At 60.1% G+C, this 23,157-nt stretch carries 20 protein-coding genes; 6 read left to right on the top strand and 14 right to left on the bottom strand.

Annotation, left to right across the window (positions count from 1 at the left end; all coding sequences use genetic code 11):
- Position 1 precedes the first annotated feature (1 nt).
- Together AC13QY_RS02565 and AC13QY_RS02560 are read right to left on the bottom strand one after the other, a co-directional pair.
- Positions 2-1,096, bottom strand: coding sequence for a serine hydrolase domain-containing protein (locus AC13QY_RS02565; protein ID WP_246661124.1), 1,095 nt, complete (start codon positions 1,094-1,096; stop codon positions 2-4).
- Between the two features lie 85 nt (positions 1,097-1,181).
- On the bottom strand, positions 1,182-2,990 hold the full coding sequence (locus tag AC13QY_RS02560) for a diguanylate cyclase (RefSeq protein ID WP_113350574.1): 1,809 nt from the start codon (positions 2,988-2,990) through the stop codon (positions 1,182-1,184).
- Between the two features lie 695 nt (positions 2,991-3,685).
- On the opposite strand from AC13QY_RS02560, the gene AC13QY_RS02555 reads away from it, so the two are divergent.
- From AC13QY_RS02555 to AC13QY_RS02545, 3 genes are read left to right on the top strand one after another with little or no spacing between them, the layout of a single operon-like run.
- A complete protein-coding gene (locus AC13QY_RS02555) occupies positions 3,686-5,194 on the top strand; it encodes a DUF4153 domain-containing protein (protein ID WP_145633973.1) in 1,509 nt (502 codons plus the stop codon).
- A gap of 17 nt (positions 5,195-5,211) precedes the next feature.
- A complete protein-coding gene (locus AC13QY_RS02550; RefSeq protein WP_113351034.1) occupies positions 5,212-5,916 on the top strand; it encodes a response regulator in 705 nt (234 codons plus the stop codon).
- On the top strand, positions 5,916-6,929 hold the full coding sequence (locus tag AC13QY_RS02545) for a sensor histidine kinase (RefSeq protein ID WP_113350576.1): 1,014 nt from the start codon (positions 5,916-5,918) through the stop codon (positions 6,927-6,929). The genes AC13QY_RS02550 and AC13QY_RS02545 overlap by 1 nt, the downstream gene beginning before the upstream one ends.
- A gap of 91 nt (positions 6,930-7,020) precedes the next feature.
- Here AC13QY_RS02545 and AC13QY_RS02540 read toward each other — a convergent pair whose 3' ends face one another.
- From AC13QY_RS02540 to AC13QY_RS02530, 3 genes are all read right to left on the bottom strand, one after another.
- The gene (locus AC13QY_RS02540) at positions 7,021-10,416 is read right to left on the bottom strand and encodes an acyl-[ACP]--phospholipid O-acyltransferase (protein WP_113350577.1); all 3,396 of its coding nucleotides are present in this window, start codon (positions 10,414-10,416) and stop codon (positions 7,021-7,023) included.
- A gap of 90 nt (positions 10,417-10,506) precedes the next feature.
- The gene (locus tag AC13QY_RS02535; protein WP_069610368.1) at positions 10,507-10,788 is read right to left on the bottom strand and encodes a YiaA/YiaB family inner membrane protein; all 282 of its coding nucleotides are present in this window, start codon (positions 10,786-10,788) and stop codon (positions 10,507-10,509) included.
- Positions 10,789-10,825: 37 nt separating this feature from the next.
- Positions 10,826-11,515 (bottom strand): PspA/IM30 family protein, encoded by a 690-nt coding sequence (locus AC13QY_RS02530; protein ID WP_113350578.1) that lies wholly within the window; start codon positions 11,513-11,515, stop codon positions 10,826-10,828.
- Positions 11,516-11,625: 110 nt separating this feature from the next.
- Between AC13QY_RS02530 and AC13QY_RS02525 the strand changes: the two genes are divergently transcribed.
- Positions 11,626-12,228 (top strand): TetR/AcrR family transcriptional regulator, encoded by a 603-nt coding sequence (locus AC13QY_RS02525; protein ID WP_113350579.1) that lies wholly within the window; start codon positions 11,626-11,628, stop codon positions 12,226-12,228.
- A 152-nt stretch (positions 12,229-12,380) separates the two neighbouring features.
- On the opposite strand, the gene AC13QY_RS02520 is transcribed toward AC13QY_RS02525, so the two are convergent.
- On the bottom strand, positions 12,381-13,265 hold the full coding sequence (locus AC13QY_RS02520; protein ID WP_246661123.1) for an alpha/beta fold hydrolase: 885 nt from the start codon (positions 13,263-13,265) through the stop codon (positions 12,381-12,383).
- Positions 13,266-13,291: 26 nt separating this feature from the next.
- Between AC13QY_RS02520 and AC13QY_RS02515 the strand changes: the two genes are divergently transcribed.
- On the top strand, positions 13,292-13,786 hold the full coding sequence (locus AC13QY_RS02515) for a winged helix-turn-helix transcriptional regulator (RefSeq protein ID WP_308936578.1): 495 nt from the start codon (positions 13,292-13,294) through the stop codon (positions 13,784-13,786).
- A 125-nt stretch (positions 13,787-13,911) separates the two neighbouring features.
- Here AC13QY_RS02515 and AC13QY_RS02510 read toward each other — a convergent pair whose 3' ends face one another.
- The 8 genes from AC13QY_RS02510 to AC13QY_RS02475 form a co-directional block, all read right to left on the bottom strand.
- On the bottom strand, positions 13,912-14,691 hold the full coding sequence (locus AC13QY_RS02510; protein ID WP_113351036.1) for a polysaccharide deacetylase family protein: 780 nt from the start codon (positions 14,689-14,691) through the stop codon (positions 13,912-13,914).
- A 307-nt stretch (positions 14,692-14,998) separates the two neighbouring features.
- Positions 14,999-15,259, bottom strand: coding sequence for a cell division topological specificity factor MinE (minE, locus tag AC13QY_RS02505; protein ID WP_069610364.1), 261 nt, complete (start codon positions 15,257-15,259; stop codon positions 14,999-15,001).
- On the bottom strand, positions 15,256-16,071 hold the full coding sequence (gene minD / locus AC13QY_RS02500) for a septum site-determining protein MinD (RefSeq protein WP_113350580.1): 816 nt from the start codon (positions 16,069-16,071) through the stop codon (positions 15,256-15,258). Before minD ends, minE begins: the two co-directional genes overlap by 4 nt.
- A 29-nt stretch (positions 16,072-16,100) precedes the next feature.
- On the bottom strand, positions 16,101-16,832 hold the full coding sequence (gene minC / locus AC13QY_RS02495; protein ID WP_069610362.1) for a septum site-determining protein MinC: 732 nt from the start codon (positions 16,830-16,832) through the stop codon (positions 16,101-16,103).
- 314 nt (positions 16,833-17,146) lie between these two features.
- Entirely contained in the window at positions 17,147-17,563 is a 417-nt protein-coding gene (locus tag AC13QY_RS02490; RefSeq protein ID WP_113329666.1) for an organic hydroperoxide resistance protein, read from the bottom strand.
- A 186-nt stretch (positions 17,564-17,749) separates the two neighbouring features.
- The gene (locus AC13QY_RS02485; RefSeq protein ID WP_113329664.1) at positions 17,750-19,072 is read right to left on the bottom strand and encodes a sensor histidine kinase; all 1,323 of its coding nucleotides are present in this window, start codon (positions 19,070-19,072) and stop codon (positions 17,750-17,752) included.
- Positions 19,069-19,809, bottom strand: a complete 741-nt coding sequence (locus tag AC13QY_RS02480) for a response regulator (protein ID WP_113329663.1) — start codon at positions 19,807-19,809, stop codon at positions 19,069-19,071. Before AC13QY_RS02480 ends, AC13QY_RS02485 begins: the two co-directional genes overlap by 4 nt.
- A gap of 110 nt (positions 19,810-19,919) precedes the next feature.
- Positions 19,920-20,972 carry an alpha/beta fold hydrolase gene (locus AC13QY_RS02475; RefSeq protein WP_269244753.1) on the bottom strand — a complete coding sequence of 351 codons (1,053 nt, stop codon included), beginning with the start codon at positions 20,970-20,972 and terminating at the stop codon, positions 19,920-19,922.
- 360 nt (positions 20,973-21,332) lie between these two features.
- Between AC13QY_RS02475 and AC13QY_RS02470 the strand changes: the two genes are divergently transcribed.
- Complete coding sequence (locus tag AC13QY_RS02470) at positions 21,333-23,105, top strand: cytochrome c biogenesis protein DipZ (protein ID WP_488492713.1); 1,773 nt, start codon at positions 21,333-21,335, stop codon at positions 23,103-23,105.
- The last annotated feature ends 52 nt before the right edge of the window (positions 23,106-23,157 follow it).

Genomic DNA, 23,157 nt, shown 5'->3' with positions numbered 1-23,157 from the left:
GTCACGCTTTCAGCAGATTGGCAAGGATGATTTCGCGCCAGACGCGGGTGGGCGTGATCCAGGCGTCCCAGGAATTATACTTGCCGGAGTAGATGACAGCGGCGATATCCGCATCGGGCATCAGCCAGAGCCTCTGCCCACCATTGCCGAAGCCAGCATACCATGGACGCGGCCCATCAAACGCCGGCACCGGCGCGTCGCCCGAGAACCATAACCTGCCATAGCTCAGACCGTCCCCGGTCGAAATCGCCGGCGCGAGAGATTGCGCGATCCACTCTTCCGAGACGATCCTTTTGCCGTTCCACACGCCCTTCTGGAGGAAAAGCATCCCGATCTTCAGCAAATCGGGAGCGGTCAGGCGTAATCCGGATGCAGGCGACGCCACGCCGTCACGCCCGGCGTTCCAGTGGAATTTTGCAATCCCCAGCGGTTCGAAGAGAACCTCTCGCGCAAAATCGGGCAAGCGCTTGCCCGTGCCGCGCTCGATGATCGCCCCCACCAATGCGACGCTGCCGCCGGAATAAATCCAGTGCGTTCCCGGCTCGGCGATCACCGGACGTTCCAGAACAAAACGATATCGGTCCGGCGCATTCTCCATCGCAATTTCGCTGTTCAGCGGGTCCGTATAGGGGCGATCCTCGTCCCACTCCATCCCCAGCGTCATCGTCAGGGCATGGCCGACAGTGATCTTGGCGCGCGCAGGATCTCGGGCGAGATCGCCGTATTCCGGGAACTGCTCGTAGAGCGATGCATCCAGTGGCGGTACCAATCCCCTGTCGAGCGCGATGCCATAAAGAAGGCCGGCAATGCTCTTGGTGACCGAACGAAGATCGTGCAGCGTATCGGCGTCGAAGGCGACATCCCCAAGCGGATCTCCCCAATTTTCGTCGGAACCAACGGCGTAATATTCCAGGCATACGCGCCCGGAACGGGCGGCAAGCACGACATGCAGATCGCGCAGCAGGCCAGATTCGATGCCGGCTTCAAATTTGCGGCCGAGGCCGGGATCAAAGCCCATGGCCTGCAAGGTCTCGCGATCAGGTAACAAGGATGAGTTGCTCTGCGTCACGGCCATGAAATCACCTTCCTCCGCCATGCGACCTTCAGCTCAGGCTACAATCCAAGCATGTGTTCGGCAAGGTGACCACACCGCATTTCGCCGCCGCTGTCGTCCGTCGAAATCAGCTCCGTTCCACCCGCAATTCACCGCCCGCCTCCACGACGAACGCCGCCACTGTCCGATTGCGGCCGTTCAGCTTTGCCTTCAGCAAAGCGCCGTCCGCGCGGTTGATCAGGGTCGTGGTCGGTCCCGACACCGGGGAAGAGGCGATGCCGACGGAGACGGAAAGCGGCCCAACAATCCGCGCGCGATAAGAAAAAGGCGTGCCGAACACACTCGTACGCAGCTTCTCGGCAAGCGCAAAACCTTCCTCGTCGGTCATATCCGTGGCAATGACCGTCAACTCCTCCCCGCCGAAGCGGTAGACTGTACCGGCCTCGCCAACCGTATCGGCAACGATCTGCCCGACATGCCGCAGCACCTCGTCACCGGCATCATGGCCGAACTCGTCGTTGAAACGCTTGAAGTGATCGATGTCGATCATCATGCAGATGACCGTGCGGGCGGATTGATCCCTGTGAAGGTTGTTGAGCGCCTCGTCCAGGGAGCGCCTGTTGAGCAGGCCTGTCAGCGCGTCGCGCACGGCGAGATTGATCAACCGGTCGCGCAGCTGCAGATTGGCGATCGCAAGGCCGATATTCTCGGCGATCAGCTCCAGATAGAGTCGCGGCGCATCGGCGGCCGTCGCATCCTTCGTGCGGTCCTCGAAGTAAAGCAGGCCGATCGCCTCGCCGAGCGCGGTCAGGGGGACGCAAAGACCCGGCACGCGGGAGTGGTCCAGATGCTGACAGGGAATATCGGTATCCGCCACGTGGCTGACGTGCGGGCGACCACGGCGCAGGCCCCAGCAGGCGGAAGCAGCAAAGGACGGCTCGGTATGTTCTGGCTCCAGCCACCGGCTGACCTCGCTCAGCGCCGTCCTGCTTTCGTTCATCGTGTAGAGGCATCCCGCGACACCGGGAAAGATCTGCGGCACGAAGAGTGCGACGACTTCGGCAAGCTCGTTCTGGGCATAGCAGGCCTGGAGGCGATGCATCATCTGCAGGATGAGATCCTTGGTTTCCAGATCGCGCTTGCGCTCGGCGTCGAGACGGTTTCGCTCCAGACCGTTCTCGCGGAAGATCTGGATCGCGTCGTTCATCTCTCCGATCTCGTCACGGCGGCGGTCGGTCGGCACCTCGACGGCATAATCCTGTCTTGCCAGCCGGTTGACGATCCCGGTCATGCGCACCAGCGGCAGCGCCACCCGGCGCCGCAGGATGAAATAGAGCACGCCGAGGAATATGACCGCAGTCAAGGCCAGCATCACTTTGGCAATGTTGGCCCAGAGATCGCTGCGTGCCTGCGCGGAATGGAAGGAGGCCTCGGTGCGCGCCGTCGCCAGGGCGCGAAACTGATTGACGCTGTTGAGCAGTGCCGTCTGGATGCGCTCATGTTCAGGGCCGAACAGCGTATCGCGCGCACCGGTCTGATCGCCGCCGGTATAGGCGGCGACCGCCGCCGCCTCCACTTTATCGAGCGCCTGCGCATTGACCGCCACCTCCTCGATGACCTGACGCTCGGCATCCGGAATGCCGGGGCCGCGCAGAGCATTGATGGCCGCATCCCGACGACGCTCTTCACCTTCATCAACGGTGAAGGCATTCAGATGCCTCTCCTCGCCGCGCACGACATAGAGGCGAGCTTCGTCCGTCGTCTCCTCCGCGCCGAGTGCAAGCTCCTCGCCCATGCTGTTCAGCAGCAGATGCTGCTCCACGGCCTGCCGCTCCTGCACAGCACTTCGGGCCGAGAGAATGAATGCCACAGCCGACAGCACGGTCAGGACCACGGTGATACCGTAGGCCCAATTCGTAATTGTGGTAATTCTCATCTGCCGTCCTCTATGCCTTTTTTCAGGCACCCCTAAAGTACATGCCGTGCCGAGCCCTCTATTAAGAAAAGCAGCCGCGGGATCAAGCGAGAATATGCAGCGTGGAAAGCTCATTCCCGGCGCACAGGCACGAACCCTCGTCTGCATCGCGCGGCGCGGAGAGCTGTAGGCGTCGCGACCTTCTGACGAGAACCTCGGTTGCGGCCGAGCGGCCGCTTCCGAGATTCCCGGCTGTCGTCAGGGGTGAGTACGACAGCCGCGTCAACAAATCGATTTTCAGACCCGCAATCCATAGGCCGACTGGAAGCTGGGAAATATATGCTTAAGTTCCACAAGTGACTGCCCCATTTTGAGACATCTTTCACGCAATGCTAAAATTTATCCTGCCCAGATTGGCCTTGCGCACGGCAATTGTTGTTCAAATCTCAGACAAGTGCGATGATTTGAACTTTCCAACCTAACCCATTTTCCTGAATAGCTCCTCGGCTTCTGCACAGATTCTGCAAAGACGGGCGCCATCGTCGCGCCATGAATAACACGCCCGAGACCATCACCGCTCCGCCCACCCGCTTGCCACGCAGCCTTCTCAAAGAAGGCTGGTGGCTCGGGGACGATCATCATCCTCAAGTCGATCCGCCCGCTCAAGGGGCCAAGATCATACCTTTCGCCGAATATCTCGCACGGAGCCGATACCGATGAGCCTATCCGATGCAGCGCCCCTTCCCTTAAACTCCACAAATAAATCCCATCGCAAACTCCTCACATTCATTGCCCTTGTCGCCCTGGCAGACCTTCTCCTTTTCGACAGACAGCCCGGCCTCAATCTTTTTATCTTCACCAATGCCGTTGCCGCCGGTCTGCTCAGCTCCTTCCGAAAAAGACCATCCGTTCAAAAAATCGCGGCGCTTGTCGCCCTCGGCCTTGTCGCGTCCATTCCGCTTGCCGAAGCCACCTCCTGGATGGGCATCGCAATCAGCCTTCTCGGCCTTTGCTTGATCTCGCTCGGCATCGGCGGATTGATCCCCTCGCAATGGACTCGCCTGCCGCTCGTGCTGCTGCGTTTCCTTCTGGACGTGCCGGCGCGGCCTTTTCGCCGCGCGAGCTATCGCTGGCTGCAGCACCTGCAAAAACCGTCACCGCGCGGCGTCCGGCATCATCTTCGCAACTGGATCATGCCGCTGGTTTTTGCAACAGGCTTTCTTGCCCTCTTTGCAGCCGCCAATCCGCTGATCGACAAGACGCTGCGCAGCATCGACCTTACCTTCCTGCTGCAACTGTTGAGCATATGGCGGATCGGCTTCTGGCTTGCCGTTGCAGCCTTCCTGTGCTTGCTGCTTCGCCCACGCCTCATGCGGCGGCGCCTTCGCCGACGGGATGTTCCCGATATCGCAACCGGAGCTGAAGATGCGCTATTCAGCCATGGTGCCCTGCTGCGTTCGCTGCTGGTCTTCAATGTGCTGTTTGCCGTGCAGACGCTGCTCGATCTCACCTATCTCTGGGGTGGCGCCAGCCTGCCAGATGGCATGAGCCATGCCGAATACGCCCATCGCGGCGCCTATCCGCTGATGCTCACCGCAATCCTCGCTGCCATCTTCGTGCTTGCCGCCATGCGGCGCGGCGGGCCAGGCGACAGAAGCCCCATGCTTCGCGGCCTGGTGCATCTCTGGATCGCGCAGAACATCCTGCTTTGCCTTTCCTCCATTCTGCGGCTCGACCTCTATGTCGAAGTCTATTCCCTGACGGAACTGCGCATTGCTGCCGGCATCTGGATGGGGCTGGTTGCGGTCGGTCTCTGCCTCATCCTTCTGCGCATCCTGCTGGATCGCTCCAACGAGTGGCTGATCGCGTTAAGCTCCGCAATGCTGGTTCTTACGCTCTATGCCGCCGCGCTCGCGGATATTCCCGCCTTCATCGCCCGCTTCAACGTTGCCCATAGCCGCGAGATATCGGGTGAAGGCATCGTGCTCGATCTTGATTATCTCTTGACACTTGGCCCAGCAGCCATTCCGGCGCTCGACACCTATCTGGCATCGCTGCCCGCCGACGCGGATGCTCGCAGGGTGCGCGAAACACTACTATGGCAGCATCTCGGACGCTCGCACGATTGGCGAAGCTGGACATATCGTGGAGCCCGCCTCGACGGCTACCTCAAGCGGACGCAACTCTTGCAAGATCAGGCGGAAACGAAGAAAACGAATGGGTGAACCAGGATCCTTACAGCATGGCCCAGCGCATCCTCGTCGCCGACGACGAACCGAATATTCGCGACGTGATCTGCTTCGCGCTCGACCGCGCCGGCATGAAGACGACGACCGCGCGCAATGGCACTGAGGCCATGATGGCCTTTCACAAAGGCGGTCTCGACCTCATCGTCCTTGATGTCGGCATGCCCGATATGGATGGACTGGAAGTCTGCCGCCGCATTCGCAAGACATCGAACCTTCCGATCCTCTTCCTGTCGGCGCGCGACGAAGAAATCGACAGGATCCTCGGCCTGGAAATCGGCGGCGACGATTATGTCACCAAACCTTTCAGCCCGCGCGAACTGGTTGCCCGGGTAAAGACTATCCTGAAGCGAACCGGCCATGGCTCTGAGCCGGATGCGGCCAATAGCTCCGTGTCCGTGGGATCTCTGCGGCTCAATCGCGGTGGCCGCACCGCCAGTTTTGCCGATGTACCGCTCACCTTGACCGCACTTGAGTTCTCGATCCTCGATACGCTGCTGTCGCGCCCCGAGATCGTCTTCAGCCGCGATCAACTGATGGAAGCGGCCTATGGCGCTGACATGCAGGTCGCTGACCGCACCATAGACAGCCATATCCGCAATCTTCGCGCCAAGCTTTCGGCCGCCGGCGGCAAGGGCATCATCGCCACGGTGCACGGCATCGGCTTCAAGCTGACATCACCAACGGAAGGAAGCGTCTGATGCATGCGCCAAGGGTAAAGCCGAAATGGCGGCCGCCGCTTGCCCTCATCGTCTATGCCGTGCTTCTGACCGTGATGATGCTGCCGCTGCTGACTGTCATCTGGTTTCGCGCCGTACGCGCCGCCTCGGGAGCCATGGCACCGGCGGAGATCGCCACCCTCGCTGCCGTTCTGATCCTCACCCTCATCGTCGCCTATGTGCTCACGCGCACGCTGACTACGCCGATCAATGCCCTGATCGCCCGCACCGAAGAGATCGCCCGCGGCGGACGATCCGCAATCCGGCCGCTCGACATCTACGGCACGCGCGAGGTCGCAACCCTTTCGCAGAGCTTTCTCGATCTCGCCGGCAAGCTGGTCGATCATTCCGATTATGTGCGCTCCTTTGCCACCCATGTTTCGCACGAACTGAAATCGCCCCTCACCTCGATCAAGGGAGCGGCGGAACTGCTGCGCGACGATGACGATAGCAATCCGATGAGCCAGGAGCAGCGCAACCGCTTTCTCGCAAACATCATCGCAGACACCGAACGGCTGGACAGGCTATTGTCCCGCCTGCGAGAGCTGGCGAAAGCCGAGCTTCCGTCCGAGCAAGGTTCAAGCAGCCTTCGCGACGTTATAACCGAGCTAAAGATGCAATTTCGCCAATTGACCATTAGCGACGAGGGCAGCGTCGTCATGATGCTGCCGTTGCCAGTCGAGGCCGTCGGTATTGTCTTCGCCAATCTGGCAGAAAATGCCTCTCAGAACGGCGCCACAAGCCTTACAATCAAGGCAAGCGACGAAGGGCGGAGAATGACGATCCAAGTGCGCGATAATGGTCGCGGCATTGCCGATGGCAATCGGGATCGTGTCTTCGAGCCCTTCTTTTCGACGCGGCGGGACGATGGCGGCACGGGCATGGGCCTCGGCATCGTGAGAGCAATGCTCGCCTCGCATGGCTGTAGCGTCGAGTTGTTGGATAGCGGCAAGGATGGCACGACGTTTCAGATCATCCTGCCAATTGCCGCCTGAAACGAAAGTGATGCACTCCGCCATGAACTGGCAGCAAAAAGCGGCCGATGGCAGAAACCATCGACCGCTCCACTGCTTCAGGATCCGGAGCTTACGCCGCCTGTGACTGCGCTTGAGCTTCCAAAGCCATGGCACGCGCCGTCACGAAATCGACCTTGCCGGAGCCGAGAACCGGCACCTTGCCGACGGTCACTTCGGCGGGGACCATCATTTCCGTGGCCCCCTTCGATTTGGCGAATGCTAGGAAATCGCTTCGCGTCGCACCCGGCGCATCGGTCAGGAGCACGAGACGCTCGCCCTTCTTGACGTCGGGCACCGCCGAGACGACGCTGAGAGCACCCGGCCAGAGCTGTGCGGCAAGCGTTTCCACCGCGGCAAGCGAGATCATTTCGCCGCCGATCTTGGCGAAGCGCTTGGCGCGGCCGCGGATCTTGACGAAGCCGTCCTCATCGATCGTAACGATGTCGCCGGTATCGTGCCAACCCTCAGGCAGCGGCTCGAGGACGCCGGGATTGTCGGCGCGCAGGTAGCCGGCCATGACGTTGGCGCCGCGGATGTGAAGACGGCCGCCCTCGTCGATGCCGGGAACCGGCTCGAGCTTCCATTCCATGCCCGGCATGATCTTACCGACCGTCCCGGTGCGGTTGTACATCGGCGTGTTCAATGAGATGACCGGCGCGGCTTCGGTCACGCCGTAGCCCTCCAGGATTCGCAGGCCGAACTTCTCCATGTAGACCTCGCGGGTCGATGCCTTCACCGGCTCGGCGCCCGAGAAGATGTAGCGGATCGACCGCAAATCATAAGGATGCGCTGTGCGGGCATAGCCGTTCAGGAACGTATCCGTGCCGAAGACGATGGTGGCGTTCGACACATAGATCAGCTCCGGCACGATGCGGTAGTGCAGCGGCGACGGATAGAAGAACACCGGCACGCCCGAGACCAGCGGCAGGATCGTGCCTGCCGTCAGGCCGAAGGAGTGGAACATCGGCAGGACGTTGAACACCTTGTCACCAGGGTGGAAGTCGATGCGCGAGGCAGCCTGGGCCGCATTCGAGAGAACATTGCGGTGTGTCAGCACCACGCCCTTCGGCGCGCCCTCGGAACCGGATGTAAAGAGAATGACGGCCGGGTCGTCGGCATTACGCCTAACCAGCGGTCGGTACTTGCGCATGAGGCCGAGGATCTTGTTCACGAAGGTGACCTCAGTGCGCAGCTCGTCCAGCCAGACGAAGGTCACATGCTTTTCGAGCTCCTCGACCACAGGGCCGAGTTTGGCCTGCGCGATGAAGGCGCGCGAGCAGAGCACATGCTTGACTTCAGCTGTCCGGCAGGCCGACAGGATGTTGGCCGCACCGGCCGTAAAGTTCAGCATGGCCGGAACCTTGCCCGCCGACATGACGCCAAGCACAGTCGCGGCCGTGCCATTGGCATTCGGCAGCATCACGCCGAGCGTCTTCTCGTTCGGAAACATCTTCCTGAACTTCGCACCCAATACCGCAGCGCCTGTCAGCAGCTTGGCATAGGAGAGCTTGCCGGCAATCGGATCCTCCACAGCGAGTTTCTTGCCGCCATATTCATGGGCGCTGTCGATGACGCGTCCAAGGACGGTATTATTGGTGTCGGCGGTGCGGAACATCAGCGTCGACATGATCTGGTAGAGAGCGGCACCCGCGGCGATACGGCGCTTCCTGCCCTTGAGTTCTGCGGATACGTCGAGCTTGACCGGCTCTAGGATCGTCACCTTGACCTTGGGGAAGAGGCGGCGGCGGACATGGCTTGAGGTCAGATAGGAGGCATAGCTCTTCTCCAGCCCATCGATGCGAACGGGCACGATCATGGCGCCGGTCTTGTCGGCCACCATGGCGGCACCGTCGTAAACCTTCATCAGCGTGCCGGTGACGGTCAGGCGTCCCTCGGGGAAGATGCCGACCGGGCTGCCGTCCTGGATGACCTTGATCAGCGAGCGCGTCGCCATCGGCTTGGTCGGGTCGAGCGGCAGGAACTTGCACATCTTCAAAAGTGGCCGTACCCACCATTTCCTCGCGAAGGCATAGTCGATGGCAAAGACCGGCTCTTCCTCGGTGATGGCGAGCGCGAGAGCACCGTCGAGCAGGCTTACATGGTTGAGCGCGATGATCGGTGCGGGGCCGGCCTTGCGGATGTTCTCAAGGCCCTCGACCTCCAGCCGCATGAAGGCGCGGAAGATGATGGAGATGAGATCACGGAAGGCATTGGTTGGCAGCATTTTCAGCACGAGCCAGGCGATCGCCACGTTGAGCACGGAGATGCAGAGGATGATCATCGGGATCGACAGGCCTACGGCCTGAAGCACCGCCACAAGCGCCAGGCCGACGGCAATGAAGAGAGCGGAAAGCACATTCGACGCGCCGATGACGCGAGCGCGGCGATCCTCATGCGCCCAGCTCTGCATGGCCGAGAAGGTTGGAACCGCCAGGAAGGCACCGCCAATCGCCATGCCGGCGAGGTCGATGGCAACGCGGATGGTCTTTGGTCCCTCGAAGAAGGCGAGAATGGTTTCGGCATGAGAGGTCGACTGCAGACCCCAGAGGTTCCAGCCGAGATCGAGGCCGAAGAGCGCGACGATCAGCATGCCGATCGGCGCTGGCAAGAGCACGATGCGGCCGGCCGCCATCCATCCGGCAATGGCCGAGCCGATGGCAACCGATATGGCGAAGATCGCCAGATAGGCGGGAACGACGATTTCCGAGCCGCCGAGAATATCGGTGACCATGACCGGCAGCATCGACATGATGAAGGCGCCGACGAACCAGAACCAGCAGTTCATGAGCGAAGCGCGCCAAATGCGGCTGTCAGCGCGAAGCTCGTTGACCAGCCGGTAGCTCGAGCGCACGACATTGGTGTCGACGATGAGATCAGGTGCCTTGGAACCGGTCGCAGGAATCAGACGGGCGGCGAACCAGCAGAGGATGGAAAGCCCCATCATCATCGGCCCGAAGATCCAGACATTTTCGCCCTCGCGGAAGGCGACCGCCGCAACCATCGTGCCGGTCAAGATGGCAATGAAAGTACCGCCCTCGATCCAGGCATTCGCCTTTGGAAGATCCCGGCTTTGCAGGTGATCCGGCAGGATGCCGTATTTGATCGGCCCAAAGAGCGAGGAAATGACGCCGAAGCCGAAGAGGGCAAGCATCAGGATCCAGATGGAGGAGAAGGCGATGCCGACAACGGAGATCGCCGCGACACCGAGCTCGCAGCGCTTCAGAAGCTCTGCCATCTTGGCCTTGTCGTATTTGTCGGCAAGCTCGCCAGCAATCGCCGACAAGAGCAGGAACGGGACGATGAAGATGCCGCCGGCAAGCGTCACCAGCGCCGCACCCTCCGTCGCCATCTGCGCGAGAATGACGAAAACCAGGGTCTGCTTTAAGAAATTATCATTGAAGGCGGTCAGGAATTGCGTCCAGAACAGCGGCGCGAACTTCCTCGATCTCATCAGGTGCGTTTGCATGGCGTATCCCTCATTCGGCCAACAGGACGCCATAGAGTTGTTACGCAAAGGTTGAGCGCGGATACAACTCTACGGCGTCGTTAATAAAGACTAGTCCTGACCGTCACGATTGAACTTAACCAGAAGCTTTTCCGTACGGGCATCTTCTACCTTGCGGATCAGTTTGTCAGCCTCGCTATTGTCTCGGATCGTCTTAGTGACGTTGACCGCCGTCTGCACCAGCATCAGGATGCCCATGGCGAGATAGCCTTTGCCCCAGAGATCGATTGGCATCATGTAAAGGCCGATGAGGAGCATGAAAGCCGCGGCCGCAAAAGAGATGTAGGAGAAGCTGACCCAAGCCTGGGAATGTTTCTGAAAGCTGTCATTCATGATTGTATCCTCTCAAATGTGTTCGTTGTGTTCGGTTTCAGGCTGCTGAATTCATGCGCTCACGCAGGCGGGTAAGCACGTCGTCGGCTGAAGGGCCTAACGGAGCGCCGCAACCGGCATTGGCGAGTTTTTCGATGATATGTGCCTGCCGGCTCGCGGCATCCATCTCCTTCATGGCCGAGGCTGCGATCTCGCAGCGGCTCTGATAGGCCTGAAGACGGGCAAGCGTCTCCTCGGCGTCATCAAGCGTCGCCAGGCCGGAATTGTCGTCGCAGGCGGCATTGAGCTTCTGTGTCTGCTCGGTGGCGCGCGCCAGGCGTTCGCCCCGCTGCAGTTCCTGCAGCCGCGCTTCCGATGTGCGAACGGTTGCCTTGAGTTTGCCGATCGTCTGAGTGAATTGCGCCTGTGCCTTCTCGGATGCATCGCGCTCGGCTTCGAGCTGGGCGATCGCCTCGGCCGCCTCTCGCGCAAGTTCGTCGCTTCCCTTCTGCAGGGCGGCGACGGCGCGTGTTTCCAGGTCCGCAATGCGGCCGATGATCGCTGCGTGCCGGTTCTTTTCCTGCTCATTCTGCGCGATGGCAATCGCCACGGCCCGCCGCGCCGACTGAATCGCGCTGGCCGCCTCGCGGATCTGCTGGGCCAGCAGCGGCACCGCGTTGCGATCGATGAATGCCTGTTCGGCATCGTAGGACCGACCGCGAATGAGCGTCAGAATTGAATTGAACATTTGTCGTCTCCCGTTTATGAACGATGTTCACAAAACGACTTATGCCAGAATTATGAACGTCGTTCAAGAAAATTTTGAACGACGTTCAAAAAATCGAATTGGAATTGTCAATGGCGAGAAAAACTCTGGAAAAGCGCGAGGATCTGAAGCTCAGGTTGATCGAGGCGGCGCGCAATCGCATCGCAGCCGACGGGCTTTCCAACCTGAGAGCGCGCGACGTCACACAGGATGTCGGCTGTGCTCTCGGAGGTCTTTACACTGTCTTTGCTGACCTTGACGATCTAGTCATTCACGTCAATTCGGCAACCCTGAAGGCGCTGGAAGCATCGCTGACACTCGCCGAAGTCAAGGATCACACACCGACGGACCGGCTGCGCAATCTCGCGCGCGGCTATCTGCGCTTTGCGGTCACCCATCGCAATCTGTGGAAGGCGCTTTTCGATCACCGCCCGCCGGATGACCGCCCGAGCCCCGAATGGCATCTGGAAGAGCATATGTTCCTGATGGGCGTCATTGCCGAGCCGCTCGCGGAATTGCAGCCGAACATGTCGGAGACGGCACGCGCCATCCGGGCGAGAACGCTCTTCGGCGCCGTGCATGGCGTCGTCAGCATCAGCCTCGAAGGGCGTTTCGTCGGCTTGCCGATCGAAAGCCTGGAACAGGAGCTCGACGATTTCATCCTGACGGTCGCAGCAGGAGCTGCGGCGAGGTAAGGCTAACATCCGTTGTAAGGGAAACGCGCTCCGTCGTATGGTGCCGTTCAGACCGCCGCTTCAACGAACGGTTTCCTGACTGCCTCGATATCCTCGTCGACTCCTTCTGTCAGCTTGGAAGTTCATTAAGGGAGCACTCAGCCCCCCGTCGCTCATAGCAACTCTACCCAAGACACGATCGCCGAGTTCACATCGTCCTTGCGGTCCTGCATGATCCAGTGCCCGGCGTTCTTCCAGACATCGACCTTGGACTTCTCGTTCGAGAACCATGTGCGCATCCGTACGGCCTGGCTCTCGTCGCGGCAGAGATGATAGAAAGGGACTGTGATCGTCTTGCAGAAGGTTTCGCTATTGCTGCCAAGGCCGACTTGATCAGATCCGAAGAATAGCGGTCCGAAGGATTCTCGAACAGGATGCTCCGGCATTCCCTGAAGTCGTCTCGCATGCCAGCGCTTGATTGCCGGATCGGTTGAAGGGTCGTAGACGCTTTCGAACAGGGCCGGACCGACCACGCCGGGACTCTGCGTCTGGAGGCCGTCGACGGTTTTCTTGAAGATCGGCCCAAGGCTGTCCGCAAAGCCGAGAGAACCATCGACTGATACAACCGCATCGACAAGATCCGGCCGCTTTGCCGCAAGGCGCGCGGCGACCTGCCCACCCATGGAATGTCCTATCAATATAAATCTCTCACCCTCGAATTTCCTTTCGATCAGAGCTTCGATGTCACGAACATAGTCGCCAGGCATGTAGCTGCCTGATGGCATGATCTCGGACCAGCCATGGCCGCGCAGATCGACGGCAACGACCCGATAGCGGCTTTCAAGGGCGGGCAATTGCCAACTCCAGTCATGGGAATCACACGTCCAGCCATGCAGCAGCATTACGTTCCGGCCCTTTCCGGAGACCGTATAGAAAAGCTTGGCGGTGCGCGGCGGCGCGGCAAGGGCAGCACCGGGGCCTGCAGCAGCAGCCGCAACCGTCATTCCAAGGATGGTCATCAGACCGCGCCGCGATAGGTCGAAATTGCTCTCTGCCACTGATAGTCTCCTTTGAAATCTCTGGCATGTCCGCCAGCTTCCCGCTCGGCAGCCCGGTGTTGATTGCTCGGGTGACTTGTAGATATACATTGGAAATCTACGATCAATTACGCACCTTAAAGTGCGTAGATATACCGGAGGATATCCAGATGCCCGGCAAGGTGGACAACGTCTTCTTCGCGGACTGTGCGGCGCGCTCGTTCTTCGATCAGGTCGCGAACAAATGGTCCGTCATGATACTGACCGTGCTTGAGGAAAAGCCCACCCGCTTCAATGAGTTCATGCGCAGGTTGGAAGGAATTACTCACAAGGCGCTGACCCAGGCATTGCGACGGCTTGAAAGAAACGGGCTGATTTCGCGCAGAGTGCTGGCAACCTCACCGGTCGCGGTGGAATATTCGATCACCGATCTTGGCCGGACGCTTCAAGTGCCGTTCGGCGCGGTCTACGAATGGGCGATCAACCATCTGCGGCACATCGAAGAGGCACAGGAAAACTATGACGCTCGCGCGAATACATAAGGCGAGCATATTCGAAAACGACGATCGCTTCTGTCTCGAGCCTTCGCCCTGCCGCGCAAACATGCACGGTGATTTCACGCTATGTCCGAGAGATCACAGACCCGAACCTGAAGACACAGAAGTGTTCAAGGTTTCGAGGGCGCATAATTCCTGATGTCGCCGAAAGCGTAGCCGCGCTCCCTAAGCTTGCGGATCAGCGACTGCAGGTTTTCGCGACCATTGAACTGGTCCTGAAACATCTCGTCATGCATGAGCAGGATCATCTTTCCACGCTGCGTGAAACGACCGTATTGAAAAAGGTGGTCGATCTCGTTGACGAGATGGTCCACCGATTGGACCGGCTTGCCGTCGTCGCTATGCACCCATTCGAAATCCCAGCCATAGAGATAGAAGCCTGCTTCGGCGACGAGCTCGTAATCCAGCCACTCGCGTTCCCATTGGGCAACGTTGATGGATAGATCCTCCCGCGATACGGTCGGAAGCCGGAAGACGTCCCTGCCCGGCAGTCGCGCATTGACGATCGGCGTCAGACCCAGCACCTCATTGGCGTGTAGCATGTCGGCAACCACGGCCTGGGTATTGGAATAGTATCGTCTATAGCGATTATTGGCGTGGCTGTAGCTGTGATTGCCGACGGTCACCAGCGGCATCGCCTTGGCTTCTGCCAGGAGATCACGCCCGGCTGGAATAGTTTCGACATGCTGGCCGACCATGAACATGGCGGCGGGGACATTTTCCTGACTTAGCACGGAAAGAATGTTCTTCGTTCCAGGCAAAGGGCCGTCATCGAAAGTCAGAAAGATCGTCTTATCGGCAGCGCGAGCAGAGACGGCGTAGGCCGCAACCAAGAGGCTGGCGAGCAGCCATCTGAAGATCGCATTCCTTCGATAATTCAACCCGCTCAAGCCAGCCGCCTCCCGCCTCATCGCTGCAAACTGGCATATCGCATGGAACAAGAAAAGCATCAGGAATGCGACAAAAGCAAAGGGCGCTCTACCCATTTCTGGGGAGCGCCCTTGCTTATTGACCCGGACAGCGAACACCGGCTCGACACAGAAATGTCAACGCGGCAGGCCATCGATACAGGTGATGGGCTGCAAATAATCGCGAATCGCACCCTTTGCAAGAGGCGGCTGCGAAAATTTTAGCAATTCTGTCACACGAGAATTCCATGTGACAGAATTCGCACATTTTACAAGCGCTGATCTTTCGTCAGGCAGCCTGCAAGGCCGCATCACGCGGGATCTCGACATCGATCTCCAGCATGGAGACATCCTTGTCGCGATCCATCTTCACCTGCACCTTGTCGCGATCGACCTGCACATGCTTGGCGATGACGGCGAGGATTTCCTCCCTCAGCACGGATACGAGATCCGAGCCTATCGAGGCGCGCTCATGGGCAAGGAGAATCTGCAGACGCTCACGCGCCATAGGTGCAGATCTCTGCTTGCGGAACAGTCCGAAAATGCTCATGCGGCCCTCCTTGCGAAGATCTTGCCGAAGATACCCCGCTTCTCGCCGGGGATAGTGATCGGCACCTGCTCGCCGGCAAGACGGCGTGCGGCGTCGAAATAGGCAAGCGACGGCGCGCAGCGCGCATCGGCAAGCGTCACCGGCGAGCCGAGGTTGGACGCGCGCAGGACATCAGTGCTTTCCGGGATGATGCCGAGCAACGGGATGGAGAGGATCTCCAGCACGTCGTCGACCTTCAGCATGTCGCCGCGTTCGGCGCGGCCAGTATCGAAGCGGGTCAGCAGCAGGTGCTTTTCCATGCGCTCGCCGCGCTCCGCCTTCAGCGTCTTGGAGTCCAGCAGGCCGATGATCCGGTCGGAATCGCGTACCGAGGAGACTTCCGGGTTGGTGACGACGACGGCGACGTCGGCATGGCGCATGGCAAGCGTGGCGCCGCGCTCGATACCGGCCGGGCTATCGCAGATGACCCAGTCGAAATAGTTCTTGAGCTCGTTGATGACGCGCTCGACACCCTCGGGCGTCAGATTGTCCTTATCGCGCGTCTGCGAAGCCGGCAGGAGGAAGAGCGTCTCCAACCGCTTGTCGCGGATCAAGGCCTGCGGCAGCTTGGCATCGCCGTGAATGACGTTGACGAGATCATAGACGACGCGGCGTTCCGCGCCCATGACCAGATCGAGGTTGCGCAGGCCAACGTCGAAATCGACGACGACGACCTTTTCGTTTCTCTGTGCCAGAGCCGCCCCCAATGCGGCCGTCGAAGTCGTCTTTCCAACTCCGCCCTTGCCTGATGTGACGACGATTACCTTGCCCATCTTGCTCTCCTGTTTTGGCCGGCTTCGGCTCAGATTAGTTTTTCGGCCATGATCGTTTCACCATCCAGCCAGAGCTGGACGGCTTGCCCCTTGAGGCCGGGTGATATGTCTTCCGCCATCTTGTAGATGCCATCGATCGCCAGCAGCTCGGCCTCGAGCTTGCGGCAGAAGATTCGCGCCGAGGCATTGCCGATCGAGCCCGCCATGGCGCGGCCGCGCAGGGCGCCGTAAATATGGACCGATCCACCCGCAATGACTTCCGCGCCCGATGCCACCGAACCGATGACAGTGACATCGCCTTCGGGAAAGATCACCGATTGGCCGGATCGTACCGGCTCGCGGATGATCAGCGACTGCGTAACCGCACGAACTTCCGGCGGCGGCGCCTTGGGCTCGCTATTGCGGCGCTCCACGACCGGTTCGGCCTCGGAGACTTCGAAATCGGCAGCCGGACGCCCACCCTTCAGGATCGGCGGCATACCAGGCCCCGATATCGACGGGCGACCGCCCTCGATGCCCATGATGCTGACATTGCGGGCCGAAAGCTCGGCAATCAGCTCCTTGAGCTGCGCCTTGTCGATCGGCAGATCGGTGATATCGAGCACGACCGGCCGCCCCAGAAAGAAGCCGGCCGAACGGGCTGCGAGGTCGTCAAGCCTGGTCAACCACTGATCCAGCGGAAGATCCGGCGAAAGCATGACCGCAAGAAAAGAGCGGCCCTTGATACGGATCGAACGAGCGTCTGTTAGCACTTTGGTCATCTATGTGAATAAATCGTTGATCCTGTGTACCGTTGATATGGTTAACAAATGGTTAATTCGGGGCTCGATTGGGGCCCGAACCGCCCCACAAAACGGCGAGGCTCGCAAGCGCCGAAGGCTCGTTGGAGCTGGGGTCGTAGACGCAGGGAGCGGCAAAAATCGCAGCTCCTGCAAGGAGAAGAATGATTGGTCGCATGAGATCCTCCAGAGGGAAAAGCAGGCGCCGGCCTGCTTGATAGTCAATGCAGAAAAATTAACGATTCGGCGCGCCGCACCTTCCGGAACGACGCGCAATATCGACGCTTGAGCGATTCTCAGGCGAGCTTCAGCTCGACATTGATGTTGCCGCGAGTCGCCTTCGAATAGGGGCAGGTCTGGTGAGCTTCCTCGACCAGCGTACGGGCAAGCTCTGGCTCGATGCCGGGCATGCTGATGGTCAGGCGCGCCTGCAGGAAGTAAGCACCATCCGTGGTACCCAGATCCACTTCGGCATCGACGGCGAGATCGGCAGGAAGCTTGATCTTGCGCTTGCCAGCGGCCAGGCCCATGGCTCCGATGAAGCACGCCGACCAGCCGGCGGCAAAGAGCTGCTCGGGATTGGTGCCGGCATGGGCGCTGCCGGGAGGCGAAAGCTTGACATCCAGCTGGTTGTCATCGCTGCGCGCGAAGCCGTCGCGGCCACCGATGGTGTGGGTCTTGCCGGTGTAGAGAACCTTGTCGATCTTGGTCATGGAACACTCCTTTGTTGCGCTGCCCGATCTGTTATGTCGTGGGAGCAACGTCTGTTGACGGAGTTGTTTTTGATGGATCGACGTATCCGGCATGTTTCCGGAATCGCCGGAAGTGTTACAAAACGTAGGCCTTAACACGCCGGATACAAATGCTTACAAAGATCCTGAAGATCTTTTGAGGACTGATCAGGAAATAACAACTTCGGCGGCCAGGCCGCCGCCCTCGCGGTTATAGAGTCTGACGGAGCCGCCGAGCGTCTGGGCTAGCTGCTGGGCAATCGCCAGACCAAGCCCAGTGCCACCGGTGTTGCGGTTGCGTGACTGCTCCAGCCGGAAGAAGGGCTGCATGGCCGCCTCTATCTGGTCCTGCGGAATGCCGGGACCGCGATCCAGAACGGTGATCGCAATCTGGCCCGTATCCCGCCGCTCCACGGCGATCTCCGCCGCACCGGCAAATTTCAGGGCATTGTCGATGAAGTTGGTGAGGATGCGGCGGAGCGCATGCGGCTTGGTCGTCGCCGTGCCCTGGATCAGGCCAAGAATCTCGACGGACTTGCCGGTGTCCTGATAATCGTAGCTGATGCTTTCGATGAAGGAAGCGAGATCGATGCGGGCGCTCTTCTCGCCATTGCCGTGCGCGCTGCGTGCATAGACGATCCCATCCTGCACCAGACGCTCGATCTCGCCGAGATCCTGCAGCAGCTTGGTTTTCTCTGGCGAATCATCGGCAATGTCAGCGCGCAGGCGCATGCGGGTGATCGGCGTCTGCAGATCGTGCGATATCGCCGCAAGGATCTGCACGCGCTCTTCGAGATAATGCGCTATTCGATCCCGCATGGCGTTGAAGGCCCTGGCGGCATGCGCCACTTCGCTCGGCCCCCGATCGCTCAAGGCCGGGCTCTTGTTGTTCGGATCGAGCGCATCGGCCGCAGCAGCAAGCTCGGCGAGCGGACGTGTCGCTTGGCGGACGGCAAACCAGGTACAAAGCACGATCAGCAGCATCTGTACAACGAAGACATAGGGCAGCCAGGCCGCGATCGGCATGACGCCCTTGGGCGTAACATCGATCGTCAGCGGACTGCCATCGCTCAAATTGAGATGTGCCTGCAGCCGCGAGATCGGGCCTGGTATCGATTCCATGCGAATGGGAAAGCGATGGCCGACCGCGTCCTCTATCTTGGCGGCGATCTCCGCGCCGTGCGCAGAGGTATCGGGCACACCAGGCAGGCCCGTCCCAAGCTCGAAATTGTAATTGCCGCGGCTGAGCCAATCGACGAAATTCGCCCTCTCATCGGCCGGCAGGCGATCAAGAACCGCGATCGAGGTCGCAACGTCGTTCTCCAGCGTGCCGAGCATGACCGCCTTTGCCGACATATAGCGCTCGATATAAAGCACGCTGAAAGACAGGCCGTAAGCAATTGCGAGGCCAGCCAGCAGGATCAGCGAAATGCGAGCACGCAGGGTACTCGGCCACCATGGCCGGTGACCCGGAAGGTCGATCACCGTCATGGGCGAAGCTCCGCAATTTCCACCGGCACGGAGAAAACATAGCCTTCGCTGCGCACCGTCTTGATATACATCGGCTCCCGCGCGTCATCCCCCAGCCGCTGACGAAGACGACTGACGAGCAGGTCGATGGAGCGATCGAAGAGATCGGCGTCGCGGCCCTGGGTGAGATTCAGAAGCTGGTCGCGGTTGAGCACCCGCTGCGGATGATCGATGAAAACGCGCAGCAGGCGGTATTCCGCACCGCTAAGCGTGATCTCCGTGCCGTCCTTATCGAGCAGATGACGGCCGACCGTATCCAGCCGCCAGTCTCCGAAGACCAACAATTGACCGGCTTCGCTGATCTGCAAATTGGGCGGCAGCATGCGGGTGCGCCGAAGAACCGCCTTGATGCGGGCAAGCAGCTCGCGGGCGGCAAACGGCTTTGCCAGATAATCGTCCGCGCCCATTTCCAGGCCAAGGATCCGGTCCATTTCGTCGCTGCGCGCCGTCAGCATCAGAATGGGTGTCGCCTTGTGCTTTCCGGCACGAAGCTCGCGACACAGCACCAGGCCGTCATCACCAGGCATCATCACGTCGAGCACGATCAGATCGACCGAATTGGCCTCGAGGAAACTGCGCATCTGCCGGCCATCGGCGGCCGTTGTCGCCCGCAGACCGTTCTTTTTCAGATAGCTCGACACCAGTTCGCGGATTTCCCGATCGTCATCCACGATCAGGATATGGTCGATATGATCCATTTCGATTTCCCACTCATCATCGTAAGCATCGAGCTACGAACATTCCCTCATAGCACCAACGACAGGAGGCGCCAGCTTACGCCGGCACCCTCCCACACGCTACCGCTGAACTAGAAACGATCAACATCTATTACAGCCTGGGCGAAAGCCTGCGGCGCTTCCTGCGGCAGATTGTGGCCGATGCCGCCGGTGATGGTGCGATGCTCGTACTTGCCCGAGAACTTGCCGCGATAGGCCGCAGGCTCCGGATGCGGCGCACCGTTGGCATCGCCCTCCATTGTGATGGTTGGGATCGAAATCACCGGACCTCCGGCGAGCTTCTTTTCATAGGCATCGAACTTCGCTTCGCCTTCGACCAGACCGAGGCGCCAGCGGTAGTTATGGATGACGATATCGACATGGTCGGGGTTGTCGAATGCTGCGGCCGAGCGATCGAAAGTGGCATCGTCAAAAGCCCATTGCGGCGAGGCGGTGTGCCAGATCAGCTTTGCGAAATCGTGCCGGTTTTCCTGGTAACCAAGTCGGCCGCGCTCAGTGGCGAAATAGAATTGATACCACCAGGCAAGCTCCGCCTTCGGCGGCAGCGGCTTGCGGTTGACCTCCTGGCTGCCGATGAGATAGCCGCTGACCGAGACCAGCGCCTTGCAACGCTCAGGCCAGAGAGCCGCCATGATGTCAGCGGTGCGGCCACCCCAGTCGTAGCCGGCAACGACGGCCTTATCGATCTTCAGCGCATCGAGAAGGTCGATCATATCAGCGGCAAGTGCGGCCTGCTGGCCATTGCGCGGCGTGTCCTTCGAAAGGAAGCGGGTGGTCCCGTAGCCGCGAAGATAGGGGATGATGACCCTGTAACCGGCACCAGCCAAGAGCGGTGCGACATCGACGAAGCTATAGATATCATAGGGCCAGCCGTGCAGCAGCAGCACGACCGGGCCATCGGCCGGGCCGGCTTCCGCATAACCGGCATTGAGCACGCCGGCATTGATCTGCTTCAGCGCGCCGAAGGACGTGTGAGTGCCGGCCTTGATCGCCGGCAGGGTCGATGCGGAAGCCTTTGTTTCTTGTGCGCCGGCAATGGCAGGCAGGCCGAATTCGGCGGAGGCGACGGCGATGGCGGCCATGCCGAAAAAGCGGCGGCGGGTGTGGTTGATTTCCTCGGACATCTCTATCTCCTGTCGATTGGATCGTGAGCATAAGAAAGCCAGCCGCATGTATCGCCGATGTGTCGCAGCCGGTGGCGTTTTGAATGCCTTTGTAGCTTCAGGCGGCACAGATACAGTGTGATACAATCCACTAGGCCTGACCCGCAAACAATCGATAGGCGCCGAGACCCCCGTCCAAATCGGCTCGCGACAATCAATTTGTATCGCAATGTATCGCAGCCCGAGACGTCGACGTTTCGGTACATTCGGCCATCCAATCAGACACATTTGAGATACGTCGCCACCGGCAGATAGCGTCACTGCTGCACACGGCACCTGGCCGTTCGCAGCCGCTCAATCGCTTCTAAAGGAACAAGAACGATGACGCTTCTTATCATAGCTTATCTCGGAGGAGCGCTGACGATTCTCAGTCCGTGCATCCTGCCTATCCTCCCCTTCGTCTTTGCCCGTGCAGGACAGCCCTTCGTCCGCAGCACGCTTCCCATGCTTGCGGGCATGGCGCTCACCTTTGCTGTCGTCGCGACGCTGGCTGCTGTCGGCGGTGCCTGGGCGATCCGCGCCAATGAATATGGCCGCCTCGCGGCGATCGTTCTGCTCGGCGTCTTCGGCCTGAGCTTGATTTCGCCGCGTATCGCCAGCGCCCTCTCCCGACCGGCCGTCGATCTCGGCAACAACCTGCTGAACGCCGCCGGGGCCAATCGGGCAACAGCGAGCGTCAGAAGCTCCTTCGTGCTTGGCATCGCAACCGGCCTGCTTTGGGCACCTTGCGCCGGCCCGATCCTCGGACTGGTCCTGACTGGTGCGGCTTTGAAGGGCGCCAATCTGCAGACGACATTCCTGCTGCTTGCCTATGGTGCCGGTGCCGCGACCTCGCTTGCCGTTGCTCTCTTTGCCGGCGGCAAGATCTTTGCCCGCATGAAGCAGTCTCTCGGCGTCAGCGAACGCATCCGCCAATTCGCTGGCGCCGCCGTTTTGGCCGGTGTTGCAGCGATCGCCCTTGGCCTCGATACCGGCCTGCTCGCCCGCCTCTCCTACGCAAGCACCGGTTCCTTCGAGCAGGCCTTGCTAGAGAAGCTGCACCCCAAGACCTCAGCCCCGGAAACCGAGGTTGCCAGCAACAGCGCCGTCAAGGTTGCGACAGACGCGGTGCGCCCGTTCCACAGCGATCTTCCCGTCGAAGGCCCCGCTCCGTCGCTCGATGGCGCGGTCACCTGGCTGAACTCGCAGCCGCTGACGACGGCCGAGCTTCGCGGCAAGGTCGTCCTCATCGATTTCTGGACTTATTCCTGCATCAACTGCATCCGCACCATCCCCTATGTTCGTGCCTGGGCGGAAAAGTATAAGGATCAGGGCCTCGTCGTCATCGGCGTCCATGCTCCGGAATTCGCCTTCGAGAAGAATGTCGACAACGTCAAGAAGGCGGTCGCCGACTTCAAGATCAGCTACCCCGTTGCGATCGACAACGACTATCGCATCTGGCGAGCCTTCGAAAACAACTACTGGCCTGCCCATTATCTGATCGATACCAAGGGACAGATCCGCTACCAGCATTTCGGCGAAGGCAACTACCGCCAGACCGAACAGGCAATCCAGGACCTCTTGCGCGAAGCAGGCAGCGACATGGCCCAGAGCGCCCCTGTGGTTCCGAATGCAAAGGGTGCGGAAGCAAGCCCGGACCTCAGCCATATCCGCTCCGGCGAAACCTATATCGGCTATAGCCAGGCAACAGGCTTCGTCTCCCCCGAAGGGCTGAAGGCAGATACGACCGCCGACTATTCCATTGCCAATCCCGGCCTCAATCAATGGGGCCTGACGGGCACCTGGACAATCGGCCCGGAACAGGCATCGCTCGATAAGGCAGGCGGCGGCATCACTTACCGCTTCAGCGCCCGCGACCTGCACCTCGTCCTCGGTCCCTCGGCAGATGGAAAGCCGATCCGCTTCCAAGTAACCGTGGATGGAAAGGCGCCCGGCGCCGACCACGGTTCCGATATCGACGCCGACGGCAACGGCACAGTGACGGCCACCAAGCTCTATCAGCTCGTCCGCCAGTCCGGCGACGTCACCGCCCGCAACTTCGAGATCCGTTTCCTCGATCCCGCGGTGCAGGCCTACGCCTTCACTTTCGGCTGAAATTCCCCTTCACCCCCCCCCAAGCATGAAGCTCAACTGACAGGAGTTATAC

It is taken from the genome of Martinezella sp. CNPSo 3795 (assembly GCF_057784475.1).
The sequence above is the reverse complement of the archived record's forward strand: the minus strand, read 5'-3'. Positions and strand labels throughout refer to the sequence as shown.